This window comes from Arcticibacter sp. (assembly GCF_053551015.1).
Genome location: NZ_JBMQOB010000010.1, coordinates 1 through 12,745, shown reverse-complemented (window position 1 = coordinate 12,745; position 12,745 = coordinate 1). Strand labels below are relative to the sequence as shown.

Here is a 12,745-nt window from a genome sequence, read left to right as displayed (position 1 = left end):
TTATAACATGGATCAGACAGTTTTTCTATTGGTAAAAGACCCTAATAACGCTTGTCAGGATATTATCAGACACCGGGACGGATCGCTGAGGATCAGGGTTTACTGCTTGGGAAAAGTCAAATTCGACCCCGAAGAAGGGGAGCTCCAGTTTTATGCAAATGACAACGGCGAACTCCTGGCTTTTGAGACCTCAGACTATGACGGCGACGACCCACTATTAGTGATTGAGGCCATCAGATGGTATGCCGATTATATCGGGAACCCGAAGATGGAGATCCTCGCCGAGGATCCCCGCCTGTTTGATCAGGAGCACTAGCCTCGCGGATATTGTATGCAGCCGAGATAGAGGCTATTGGACGCCCGTTTTCTGTCATTGCTTACCGTGCCTATATAGACGTGGAAGTTAAATGGTCCTTTGTAATTGCCCAGGTTTAAGGTGTATTCACCCGCATGTCTGTTGACTTCAGCGATGTTATTAAACCACAATTCTTCCTGCTCATCGATCAGGCAAATAATCATTTGTTCTGAATTTGCCTCTTTTTTGTTCCAAGTGATCCTGATTCCATCCGGCATAACCTCTATTGCCGTATCTTTAACCGGTGCGAGATCGCCGAAGCTGATCAGAACATTAGGGTAATCGATATCACCACCATCAGGAGTTGCTTTCCATGCTTTCGTTAAAATGTGTGATTGTGCAGCATTTCTGCCGGTCATTCTGCCCGGATTGTGAATGAAGGCCATCTGAACGGCTGCATTTACCATGTTCAGAAAAGTGTTGACGGTTTTGAATCTCGCGCGTAAGGCCAACTGCTTTGCTGTTGGTGCTTTGGCAGGTTTTGAACTTCGCGATTTGAAGTAGTCAATGTCGCGCCATTTGCTGCCGATTGTTGGTCCGACCTTTCCGCTGAACGGGCCGTGGAGGCCATTTTTGTACGTTGCCATTTCAATAAGATTTAGTTAGTAATTTAATTTATACTGGTTTTGATCGTGCTTTAAACAAGGTCTTAACAGGCTCGTATCAGGGACCGACCAGCTACGTAATTTCGACGTGTTTTATCGAAGCTGGTACGACGTTGGTACGACGTTGGTACGGGGCTGTCAGGGCCCTCATTAAAGCACGATTTAAAGATGGGGAAAGGGAGGGGGAACGCAAAATTATTTCTGAAAGTTTGCTTTGTTTACTGGTGTTTTACAGGGGTTTGTTATACAAGGGTGTGTTGGGCAGGGGAGGATTTGGTGGAATTTTCTTGGAAATTTGAGGGGAGATTGTATTTTTGCTAGAGAAAAGAAAGCAGGTGCGTTTAACTGCCTGATTCGGGATGTAGCGTAGCCCGGTATCGCGCCAGCATGGGGTGCTGGAGGTCGTGGGTTCGAATCCCGCCATCCCGACGAAAATGAGGACTTACGATTTGAAGATCTGAGTCCTTTTTTATTGACCTGAAAACTATACTGAACCTTTTCTCGCGGAGTGTTCAGGTATCGGAAAGCATGTTAGTTGAGTTTCAGCGAAGGCGTTATATTTTCTTCACGTTGGCGTAGTATTATTTCAATTGCTTCTTCTTATCATTTGGAACGTTTCAGTTAATGCATTTGATCATGTCCTCTCTTGAAAGGGAATTTAGCAGTAAAGAAACTTTTCCAAACTAAATTCCGCGAACTGCTAACATGTATATTGTGAATTTTGCCAAAAGCTCATATGTAGATATCGGGAAATAATCTTAGATTAGAGATGAGAACCCTCATATTCAAATAGACTGCAGACAGTGGGAGGTGCTATATTTACATTATTGAAGGTGCTGCAGATCAAAGCAAGATTTATAGCTCTATGGCTGATGTGCATACAAAGGAGACTCGGAGTTACAACATGTCCCGAATACGAAGTAAGAACACAAAACCTGAAGTTTTGGTTCGGAAACACTTACACAAAAGAGGATTCCGTTTCCGAATCAACGTCAAACATTTACCAGGGAAGCCAGATATTGTGTTAACTAAGTATAAAACTGTGATCTTTGTTAACGGCTGCTTCTGGCATGGCCATAAAAGCTGTAAATATTTTGTAGTTCCTAAAACGCGTACTGAATGGTGGTTAAATAAGATCAGTAGAAATAACCTGAATGATGAAAAGGCTATTCAGGCGTTAAAAGATCAGGGATGGCTTTCAATCATACTGTGGGAATGTGAGTTGAGAAGTGAGTATCTTGATTCAACTATCGAAAAATGCGTAGCCACTCTGAATAATTTACTCTAGACTGATTCTTTAATTTGGTAAGTAGCCCACTGTTTGAGTTAACGTTATAAACTTCTTATCTTAGGCACTTACATATTTAAGATGTCTTTTTCTGTAATTGATTTGTTTGCGGGGCCAGGAGGGTTAGCTGAAGGATTTAGTTCTCTCGTACAGGAGAATGGCGAGCGTCTTTTTAAAATAAAGCTCTCAATTGAAAAGGATGATCTCGCTCACCAAACCTTAACTCTTCGCTCGTTTGTAAGACAGTTTCCGCACAGGCAACTGCCTGATGAATATTATGATTTTTTAGCTGGCAAAATATCTCTAACTGATCTTTACAACAGGTATCCAGAGGAATTCAAAGAAGCAACTAAGGAAGCATGGAAAGCGACTCTGGGCGTTACTCCGGAGGAGGAAGTCGACTCCAGGATCGAACTCGCCCTTGAAGGTGAAAGAGACTGGGTGTTAATTGGAGGTCCACCTTGCCAGGCATATTCCAATGCCGGACGTTCCCGGGTTGGAGGAGTTTTTGAAGAGGATCATAGAGTTTATCTCTACAAGCAATATCTGAGAATAATCGCGAAGCATCATCCCGCTGTTTTTGTGATGGAAAATGTGGAGGGACTTCTGTCTGCTCGTTTGAACGGCGAAAGAATATTTGAATGGATTTTACGGGACCTGAGAGATCCGAGTTCAGTCTTCGGTGAACACGACTCTCCGCGTTATAGAATTCATTCTCTTGTTACGGAAACAGTTTCAAAACACTCTGATTATCTGATTCGCTCCGAGCAATACGGAATCCCTCAAAAAAGACATCGGGTAATCTTGCTTGGAGTTAGGGAGGATATCGAAAGTCCACCAGACATTCTTTCTCCAGAGATCCCGGTTAGTTTAAAATCTGTTATAGGGCTTCTTCCGAAAGTTCGTAGTGGAATCAGTAAGTCGTTTTCCCATAGTGAGGACATCTACAAAGAGGATGGATCTATAAAAAGGAAAAGACATTACGTAAAGCAAGAAAACACGTATGAGAACTGGAGTAACCTAATTGGCATCTGGAGCCAGGAATTAAGAATGGAACTGGATTTGCCAGTTAATGTTCCAATAGTTAAGCACCCTGACAGTGTAGGCAAGGAATTTATAGAAGGAAGCGATCCTACGATTGAACCCGGGCATCCCCTTTTTAACTGGTATTCCGACGGTAGATTACCTGGAATTACTCATCACGTATCCAGAACACACCTGACCCAAGACCTAAAGCGCTATCTCTTTGCAGCTTTATACACCAGAAAAAATGGTAAGTTTCCTAAACTAAACGACTATAAGTCATTTGATGAGACGCTTTTGCCTGACCATAAGAATGTGGAATCGGGGAATTTTACGGATCGGTTCAGAGTACAGCTTCCAGATACCCCCGCGACAACAGTCACAAGTCATATCAGCAAAGACGGTCACTATTTTATTCACTATGATCCTCTTCAATGCAGAAGTCTAACGGTTAGAGAAGCTGCACGGATCCAAACTTTCCCTGACAACTACTTCTTTTGTGGAAGTAGGACAGATCAGTTCCACCAGGTGGGGAACGCGGTTCCGCCATATCTGGCATTTCAAATTGCTGGTGTTGTCCGGGGGATTTTTATTAAAGAAGAGGCGGCTATAGCCCGGCAGCTGGAATCTGAGATCAGTTAAGCTAACCAATTACCTTTACCTTTATGAGCACTAAAGATCTTGACACAAAGACGGAAGACGCAACTCCATCCCCGGAACACCTGATTAAATCGATTGCTGAACAGGGTTATTCATTGGAAACATCTCTGGCGGATCTGATTGATAATTCTATTTCAGCATCTGCTAACAAGATCGAGATACTTATCAATCCCGACCAAAGCCCCTTCACTCTATTTCTCGCCGACAACGGTCATGGCATGAGCGAAGAAAGATTAAAGAGATGTATGCAATTTCCTAGTTCCTCCTTAGAGGCTCAAAGGATTGATAGTGATTTGGGTCGATTTGGTCTTGGACTAAAAACTGCATCTTTTGCTCAAACAAGGAGATTTACAGTATTGTCACGGTCAGGGAGCTCAGAAGCGTATTCTGCACGCACATGGGATGTTTCTTATCTAAAGGAGAAACAGAAGTGGAAGATCATTATCAATTCGCCTGAGGAGATTGCACAGTTGCTCAACGATTATACAGAACTAAGTTCTGCATATCTAAACCACTTTGCCGACTTTTGGCCGAGTACTATAGTGGTTTGGCAAGGATTATACAAGTTTGAAGAATATCTCGACCTGCAGGATAGAAGCAATTCATTAAAAAATCAGATATCTGAGACTACCACAGAATATTTGTCGCTTGTATTTCACCGATTCATGGAAAGAGAAATAGATCCCCTTTTCATCAGAGTTAATAATGCACTTATAAAACCATTCAATCCTTTCCCAACGGCCATTTCAGATGTCAGACTAATTGAGTCGAGACAGAGAGTCTTTAAATCGGATGTGATCAAGCTTGAGGGGTACGTGCTCCCAGTACGGAGTATAGAAGAAAGCAAAGAAGCTAACAATGTCTGGACTACAAAAAGCAGAGGTCTGATGGATATGGAGGGAATGTACATCTACAGATCAGACAGGGTAATTTTGTTTGGAGGGTGGAATGGGATCATTCGCAAATCTCCCCGGCTTCAACTTGCAAGATTAAAAGTCGAGGTTGGTAACAAGGTCGATAACCTTTTACACTTGAATGTTGCAAAATCTCAGATTACTATACCGTATGATCTCAGGTTTGGCTTTCTGAAGTATATATCAGAACTGAAGGGTGAGGCTGAAAAGGAATATTTCAACAGAGGTATTCGAAAAATCTCGTCAAAGGAAGCTGACACGATAGCGCAGCTTTTTCAAAGGATCGCCTCAAATAAAGGAACACTGTTGGAAGTTAACTCAGAGTTCCCACTGGTCAAAGTTCTTGAGAGCAAGATTGATGCTGAATCGCGAAAAATCCTGAAGGTACTAATTAGAATGATTAACACGACGGTCAATAAGATCCGGCATGTGCATGATGATTATTCGTACGTAGATAACGGTCTATCCTCTTCCGGTGACGCAGATGCTCTACAAGCAACAATCAGCCAACTTCTAACCAGCGGAACCAGTAAACAAAATATTAAAGAGACCATACTGCCGGCACTAGGCTACAGAATAGATACAATTCCTGACAATATAAACGAAATGTTGAACTGACCACATGAACCATTCCGAAAGCATAGAGATCATTAAGTCCTTTATAAAGGAAAAGGCAAAGGAACGAGAAACCATTACCCACAGTTTCTTTTCAGAAATTAAACCAGGAATTTTGGCTTTGTTTAACATATTGCCAGGGTTATCCAAATTTGACGAGATAACTCGCGAAAGACTTTTTTCAGTGGCGGTGAAGGAATACCAATCCGTTTATCCCATTGATATAGATCCATCTACTGCCCTCACAAAAAAGGGCTTTAGAACTTGGTTAACTGAAGAAAGACGAAAAAGTCTTTCTGACAATTATATAAATCGTTACCTAACCTCTTTGAGAAAAAGGGGCCGGTCAGAAAAAGTTATTGAAGAAATTCGAACATCTAGCGAGAATATTCTTGGGAAGCTCGGAGACCCCAGATCTGATAAGCCATTTTACGTCAGGGGCTTGGTTGTTGGGAGTGTTCAATCCGGAAAGACGGGGAACTTCAATGCGGTAATAAATCGTGCAGTTGATGCAGGCTATAGCTTGATCATTGTTCTTTCGGGAATTATGGAGGATCTAAGAAGTCAAACCCAGCTACGCATAGAGGAAGACGTTATTGGAGAAGGGGTGACAGATATGATAAGGGATACTAAAGGAGAGAAAGGCGTAGGAAAAGTTAGGAAATTTGGTGAATCAGGAGATCAGAGTGTCGCTCAGTTATTCTCCATAACGTCTTACAAATCAGACTTCAAAAAGTCGGTTAAAGAAACAGATTTCTCCCTTAATAATAAAAATATACTCGTTTGTAAAAAGAACACAGGTGTATTAAAAAACCTTCTGATCTGGTTAAGCGAATATTTGAATGAAAATAAAGAAAAACATAATATCCCTTTTTTGATAATTGACGATGAAGCAGACAACGCATCTTTGAACAATATGGGAAAGACCGGAGCGGAGTATGCAAGTAAAATCAATGGGCATATTCGGGCGATTCTCGATCTTTTTTCAAGAAGAACATATCTCGGTTATACAGCAACCCCGTTTGCAAATGTTCTGCAGGATCGAAATGGTCCGAGTGCGGTTAGATGGCCGGTCAGCTATAAATTGAATGGTGATCTGGTTGAAAAAGAATTCACTCAGGTTGATCACATCTTTCCAGAGGACTTTATAGAACTATTGAATCCACCAAGTAACTATGTAGGAGCGAAGCAGATCTTTGAAACGGTACTTGACGACTGTGTAAAGATTCCCCTCATCGAACTTATCACAGACGCAGAGGACCAGTTTCCTTCAAGAGTCTGCAGAGAAGATGGATCAGAGAGGGCAGCCGTCAAGGGTGATGAGTATCCCGTCGTGCTACCCAAGTCTCTGGAGGATGCAATTCAGTGTTTTGTTTTAACGATAGCTCTTCGTCTAAGCCGGGCTGATGAAATGGCAGATTCAGGCATGATCATGCCTCATCATACTATGCTAGTTCATGTGTCAAGATTCATGACGTGGCAAAATAGAACCAAGGAGCTTATACGGGTTTATCTGACAAAGCTGGAAGATGATATAAAAAACGATCTTCCAAACAATAAGGAGCTGATTTATGGGAAATTGGAGAAAGTTTGGAATCGATATTACGCTCATATAGTTCAAAATATTCGTACCTACCTTCCGGATGGTTACCAGGATGAGTTCTTGGTTTCAAAGCGGTTTGAGGAGATTAAAGCGCTCCTGGTTCAGGCTGTTAGTGGTATCGAGGTAAAGGCGATAAATAGTGATACCCGGGACAAGTTATTGTATGTTAAAGATAGCTCAGGAAACGGAAAGAAGGTAATCGCAGTGGGTGGAAACCGATTGTCCAGAGGTTTTACTTTGGAGGGGCTAACAATTAACTATTTTATTAGAAATACAAATTATTCGGATACTTTGCTGCAAATGGGCAGATGGTTTGGGTACAGACCCGGTTATCTTGACTGTTGCAAAGTGTTCACTACGGCCGATGCCATTGAAAAATTTGATTCTACTACCCGTGCGATAGAGGAGTTGGAAGCTGAGTTTAAAAAGATGAACCGGCTAAACAGGTCACCGCAGGATTTTGTGCTCAGGGTTAGAAAGCATCCTGGAACGTTGAAGATAACGAGGCCTGCTATCCTTAAAGACACGAAAACTGTAAAGTGGTCATATCAGGATCAGCTGGTTCAATCCACGAGATTTAAGGTAAAGCATGCTGATGTCCTAAACTCCGCATGGGAGAGTTTTCTAAGGTTCATAGAACTGCAAAAAAGCAACATAACGCACGATAGTGACAGAGGGTTCTTTCTTATAGACTTAAAAGCACCGGAACTAATTTCTTTTCTTAACAATCCCACAAGCTTCGATGAATTCGAGATGAACGCGATTATAAAGTTCATAGAGTTGTGCAATGGAAAAAATAAGTTGGAAAACTGGACAATAGCTATTAAAGCCAAAGGAGAAGGAGAGTCGCTAAAGAGGGAAGTAACACATCTTCCTGCTGACCTAGAATTGTCTGTACGATCCGGCCCACAAAAGGCTGGTGCTTACCGGAGCCTTTTTTTAAAGAAGGGGATCTTCTCAGCATCTGGAAAATCTGCGAATATTGTGTCTTCAGGTAGCGATTTTAATATTCTGCTTAGTGAAGCTGTTCGAAATGAAGCGGAGAAAGAATTCAGGGACGAGCGCGAGTCGTTTTATAAATCTAAGAAGTATTCTGATTACAAAAAGAAAGCTGTCTCGGTAACCGTTCCTGAGAGAGTCTATCGAGAGGCAATGACAGACAATCAAGGCCTACTGGTTGTTTATTTGATGGATACAAGGACTGTCTTCAGAAAAAAGGAAGATGATGTAGAGCTACTAAACAAAGCTAAAGAGTGGGGGATAAGCATGGAAGTCCCATTGATCGGCTATGCGATTGGCTTCCCTCCAATTTCGCCTGATCCGGGGGGGGAATATGTGCATGGCGGATATGATCTGGAAGAAGTCGCAGGCGAAGAATGGGATGAATCGCTTGAAACTAACGAAGATTAGCTCTCATGAATATTGAACAAATTGCTAATAAATGGGAGCGTCTGACGGCAGGCGAAAAAATCAGGTCAATAAGAATTGATAGCGACTCTATACCAGAACTATATCTTGGACTGCATCCCGACACCAAGAGATGCCTTGTTCTTAAACTTCCAGTAGAATATCTTCCAGACTTCCAGTCATCTGTTAAGCAAAATTTGTCGCTTGAGCTTTTTGCGGAAAGCAGATGGGTTGTTCTTACTTTACTAGATAGTCAGTACACAGACCTTTTTGATGATTTGATTTTTTCTATTTATACAAAAATTAGTGTGCTGTCCAAACCCTCAGTTTATGTGCCAGAGCTTCTTAAGACTTATTACAAGTGGAGCGAATTTTTTCAGGACAGCCATGGTGCCACTATTTCTGCAGAACTTTTGAAAGGTATCTTCGGAGAGCTTTTCGTATTATTTCAGATGCTGAAAGGTGTTAGCTCAACTGAGACCAACGCTGTTTTAAGTTCATGGAAAGGTCCGTATGATACAGGACATGACTTCATTGGTGAATTCAAAAATACAGAAGTAAAAACCCGCTTGAGCACAGTGGGACATATCAGAATATCCAGTGAATATCAATTACAGGAAGAACCCGGAAAGGATCTTGATCTTGTTGTTGTAACAATAGCTGCTGACCAGACCAACGGAGATTCTGTCAAAAGTTTAGTGTTACAGATCCGGGATCATGTTATTTCGAAGTTGGGAGATTATACAATACTCCTTAAGACGCTTTCCCAGAAAGGCTTGAGCCTGAGGTTGCTGGAGGAATATGATAATATTCGTTACGTAACTCAGCAAGTTACGCATTATAGATGTGCAGACAGCCGTTTTCCAAGACTCATTCGTGCTGAAATAGCTCCCGCAATAGCAGGGGTAACGTATACATTGAGTCTGGAGTTAATTAGTCGATTTATTTCAAAAAACGAAACCTTCTAATGGAGATAAGTGAATTTCTGACTTACCGGAATGATCTTTTTGATGAAGCAAAAGACGAAGATGGCTATATCACAGAATCTGGATTTATTAATATATGCTTACCTTCATTAAGTGACGCCAAACTTATAGAGTCCGACGATTATACTGATTGTTATTTCTTCCTTAAACAGGAGAATGTCAAGATTAACGGGTATAAGATTAACGAGTCTGAAGAACGATTACAAGTGTTTGTCGTTAATGAGGAGTCTTTACGTCTTAATGCTTCCACAGAAGACCTGCTCATTTCTCATAGAAACTACTATGACAGTCAATTTTCGAAGGCTACAAGATTTATATCGAAGTCTATTAAGAAGCATCTTGACGACGAACTACAGGACTCAAGTACCGTGAAGAGTCTTATAAATTTTATCTCCTCCTCCTCCCTCGGCCTGGCCCAGATTGACGTTATTGAAATATTTTTAATTTCGGCTACGGCTACCGTTGAGAAAAGAGGATCGGAACCGCAGCCCAAGCTATTGGAATTTGAAGATGAAAGCATCACTGTTACTGTTACCAACGCTGATCGCACGGGCAGAAAAAAAGAAATAAGTGTCTTCAAGAGGCTTATTGATCTGAACTTTCTGTACAACGTTCTAATATCTCAAGGGAACAGAGAAGTTCTCGAAATTGACTTTGAACGATTGTTCGGGCAGGGTATACAGGCAATTAAAGCTGCAGATGAACAGCATTTTGAGTCTTATCTGTGTGTGCTTCCGGCAAACATTCTTTCAGACCTTTATAGACGTTACAGCACCAGAATGCTTGAAAAGAATGTTAGATCATTCTTGCAGTTTAAAGGAGTCAACCAAGGAATAAAGGAAACGATAAGAAAGAATCCTGAGTATTTTATTGCTTATAACAATGGGTTAACAATCACCGCAGTGGGGGCCAAAACTGTTAATGTAGGAGAGGTGACTAAAATCAACTCTTTAACAGATTTTCAGATTGTTAATGGTGGGCAAACCACGGCCACAATTTATTTTTCTCAAAAGGAAGGGTTAGATATTTCAAGCATAAGGGTTATGGCTAAAATAAATATCGCCCGGAACGCCGAAGAAGAAAAACTAAATGAACTCATAAGCAATATAAGTAAATTTTCTAATGCTCAATCAAAGGTTAGTAATGCTGATCTGCGATCCAGAAATGAGCAGTTGATAAAATTAAAATCGCTGTCGGAAAGTATACTGACCCCGTCAGGAAAGAAATGGTATTTCGAGCGATTTAAGGGTGAATTCAATACTCTCATTAGAAAAAATCCCAAGGCGAAAACCAGAATCAACAATGAGTATCCTAAAGAACGGAGGTATACCAAAGAAGAGCTGGCGAAGTATTATATGTCGTGGGATGAACATCCTTACATGGTGAAAAAAGGAGGGGATAAAATATTCCGTTCCTTTATAGAAAAGATATCTGGTTCTGAAAAAGCTGGAAAGGGACCTGTGATTGATCGGGATTTTTACGAAGAACTAATAGCAAAAATCATACTCTTTAAGTCACTGGAGCATATATATGGGGCGGGAAAAAACGCGATAGGACAATTGAGGTCTGCGGTGGTTCCGTACACGCTCTCAATATTATTTACACATACCACTGGAGCAAAGGGCTCAGACGACTTCGACCTTATTAAAGTTTGGAACCGCGAGGGCATTGAACAGGATCTGAAAGACGTCTTAACCTCACTAATGGAGTTAATGAATGAGCTGATTAAGAAATACTCTAGCAGTGATGACTATGGAGAGTTCTCAAAGCGAAAAGAACTATGGGAACAAGTTCAGGGCTCGACTGAAATAAAAGCATTCACCTCTGCACCAGATTTCGTTAAGGTGATGAAAAAGTATTCTCTTTCCAAAGAAGACCTAAAGAAGCGATTGCAAAAGAAGAATAAAGTAAAGTCTGCCGATTTTACAAACCTTGCTGAAAATGTGAGAATCTTTTCCCGCCGCTCCGATTACTATAAAAAGCTGGGTGTATTTGTGAGTGATGTTGTAAGTCAGGCACAGCGCAACAAAATAGACCATATCATTTATTGCATCAATAACAAGGTTGATATTGATGAAAGCTATTGTAAGTTCGAAGCTGAGCTTACCCGTAAAATCCGGATTGAAATGCCCGACGTATTTGATAAAATTGGAGTGGATGAGGATACTCAATGGATTACTGCTTTCGATTTTGTTACTAATTTGTACAATCAGTGTTTAGCGGATGGTGCAGATATTATGTCTGCTTTCCAAAGGCAGCGGGAGATTGCAAAGTTGAAGGGTGCTAATTTCTATTCGGTGTTTGATGAGATAGGGAGGCGTTTAAGTGAGGGGAAGGAACCAACGATGAAGCAGTTGCAGAGCGTTGGAAATATACAGGGAAATTTCTGAAACAACGAGAAGCCGCTTTGAAGGGTAGCGGCATCCTTGTCAGGCGTAGTTACGTTTGCTCGGAGATGTCTTACGAACTGCTACATTCAGAATTGGCTCGCTATAGCCGGTTTAGGTAAATTACTCGACTGTAGCTTTAATAAAGAACGTTAAAGAAGATGTTCTCCGGAATAGTTTAATTTCAAAGACAAAACTCCCGCACTATTAGAGGATGGAAACAGGTCAAATTGAATTGAGCCGGATAGAATTTATAATGCTGGCGCAGTAAGAGCACGATTAATAAAACTGCGGCTACAGCAGAGTTGCTTGAATATCTTTCTGATTAACTGGAGTTTGATTTAGAGCTTTTTAGAGGGCATAGCTTTGGGAAGGGACGACCTGATTATAGTTTGGAAATCTAGGCTTCTACAGTCCCCTGCGAACTATCAGAAATCACCTCGAAGAAAGGTACTACCGTGTAGATTGAAGTTGTTTATGAATTTTAGTTGGATAGTCTGTATAGTACTCCCCGAAAGCTGGACAACTGCTTAAATTCTTAAATTTAACAGTTGAACATGAAAAAAGAGAGACGTAAATTCAGTGCGAGCTTCAAAGCGGAGGTGGCCGTGGAAGCGATAAGGGAGCGGAGTACGCTTCAGGAACTAGCAGCAAAGTACCAGTTACATCCCACGCAGATTACCACCTGGAAGCGGGAGTTTTTAGAAAATGCTTCAGCGGCCTTCGGAGCAGAAAAGCCTACCGAAAAGGACGAAGGCAAAGAAAAGGAGCTATATTCAAAGATCGGGGAATTACAGGTACAGGTGGATTTCTTAAAAAAAGTCTTGGGGAAATGAGCTTGTCGGAAAAGCGCGGGCTTGTTTCCCCGAAATATGTTCGCCTGAGTGTTACTGCTCAATGTA

General features: G+C 41.4%; 9 protein-coding genes and 1 tRNA gene. 9 read left to right on the top strand and 1 reads right to left on the bottom strand.

Going from position 1 to position 12,745, the window contains the following annotated elements; all coding sequences use genetic code 11:
• Window positions 1-7 precede the first annotated feature (7 nt).
• Window positions 8-316: a hypothetical protein gene (locus ACO1NU_RS06935; protein WP_448817747.1), complete on the top strand. Its 309-nt coding sequence runs from the start codon at window positions 8-10 to the stop codon at window positions 314-316.
• On the opposite strand, the gene ACO1NU_RS06930 is transcribed toward ACO1NU_RS06935, so the two are convergent.
• A complete protein-coding gene (locus ACO1NU_RS06930) occupies window positions 313-942 on the bottom strand; it encodes a DUF6266 family protein (RefSeq protein WP_448817746.1) in 630 nt (209 codons plus the stop codon). The two genes, ACO1NU_RS06935 and ACO1NU_RS06930, sit on opposite strands and share 4 nt — an antisense overlap.
• Before the next feature lie 373 nt (window positions 943-1,315).
• Here ACO1NU_RS06930 and ACO1NU_RS06925 point away from each other — a divergent pair.
• The 8 genes from ACO1NU_RS06925 (at window position 1,316) to ACO1NU_RS06890 (ending at window position 12,679) form a co-directional block, all read left to right on the top strand.
• Window positions 1,316-1,389, top strand: a tRNA-Pro gene (locus ACO1NU_RS06925).
• Window positions 1,390-1,825: 436 nt separating this feature from the next.
• The gene (locus tag ACO1NU_RS06920; RefSeq protein ID WP_448817745.1) at window positions 1,826-2,248 is read left to right on the top strand and encodes a very short patch repair endonuclease; all 423 of its coding nucleotides are present in this window, start codon (window positions 1,826-1,828) and stop codon (window positions 2,246-2,248) included.
• 81 nt (window positions 2,249-2,329) lie between these two features.
• The gene (locus ACO1NU_RS06915) at window positions 2,330-3,913 is read left to right on the top strand and encodes a DNA cytosine methyltransferase (RefSeq protein WP_448817744.1); all 1,584 of its coding nucleotides are present in this window, start codon (window positions 2,330-2,332) and stop codon (window positions 3,911-3,913) included.
• Between the two features lie 23 nt (window positions 3,914-3,936).
• Entirely contained in the window at window positions 3,937-5,463 is a 1,527-nt protein-coding gene (locus tag ACO1NU_RS06910) for an ATP-binding protein (RefSeq protein ID WP_448817743.1), read from the top strand.
• 4 nt (window positions 5,464-5,467) lie between these two features.
• Entirely contained in the window at window positions 5,468-8,473 is a 3,006-nt protein-coding gene (locus ACO1NU_RS06905; protein WP_448817742.1) for a Z1 domain-containing protein, read from the top strand.
• Between the two features lie 5 nt (window positions 8,474-8,478).
• Entirely contained in the window at window positions 8,479-9,438 is a 960-nt protein-coding gene (locus ACO1NU_RS06900) for a PD-(D/E)XK motif protein (protein WP_448817741.1), read from the top strand.
• A complete protein-coding gene (locus ACO1NU_RS06895; protein ID WP_448817740.1) occupies window positions 9,438-11,846 on the top strand; it encodes an AIPR family protein in 2,409 nt (802 codons plus the stop codon). Before ACO1NU_RS06900 ends, ACO1NU_RS06895 begins: the two co-directional genes overlap by 1 nt.
• 554 nt (window positions 11,847-12,400) lie before the next feature.
• Window positions 12,401-12,679 carry a transposase gene (locus ACO1NU_RS06890; RefSeq protein WP_448817739.1) on the top strand — a complete coding sequence of 93 codons (279 nt, stop codon included), beginning with the start codon at window positions 12,401-12,403 and terminating at the stop codon, window positions 12,677-12,679.
• Window positions 12,680-12,745: the final 66 nt, after the last annotated feature.

Coding starts and splice junctions, on each gene's coding strand:
- ACO1NU_RS06910 (WP_448817743.1), top strand. CDS start 3,937: ATGAGCACTAAAGATCTTGACACAAAGACGGAAGACGCAACTCCATCC.
- ACO1NU_RS06890 (WP_448817739.1), top strand. CDS start 12,401: ATGAAAAAAGAGAGACGTAAATTCAGTGCGAGCTTCAAAGCGGAGGTG.
- ACO1NU_RS06915 (WP_448817744.1), top strand. CDS start 2,330: ATGTCTTTTTCTGTAATTGATTTGTTTGCGGGGCCAGGAGGGTTAGCT.
- ACO1NU_RS06935 (WP_448817747.1), top strand. CDS start 8: ATGGATCAGACAGTTTTTCTATTGGTAAAAGACCCTAATAACGCTTGT.
- ACO1NU_RS06930 (WP_448817746.1), bottom strand. CDS start 942: ATGGCAACGTACAAAAATGGCCTCCACGGCCCGTTCAGCGGAAAGGTC.
- ACO1NU_RS06905 (WP_448817742.1), top strand. CDS start 5,468: ATGAACCATTCCGAAAGCATAGAGATCATTAAGTCCTTTATAAAGGAA.
- ACO1NU_RS06900 (WP_448817741.1), top strand. CDS start 8,479: ATGAATATTGAACAAATTGCTAATAAATGGGAGCGTCTGACGGCAGGC.
- ACO1NU_RS06920 (WP_448817745.1), top strand. CDS start 1,826: ATGGCTGATGTGCATACAAAGGAGACTCGGAGTTACAACATGTCCCGA.
- ACO1NU_RS06895 (WP_448817740.1), top strand. CDS start 9,438: ATGGAGATAAGTGAATTTCTGACTTACCGGAATGATCTTTTTGATGAA.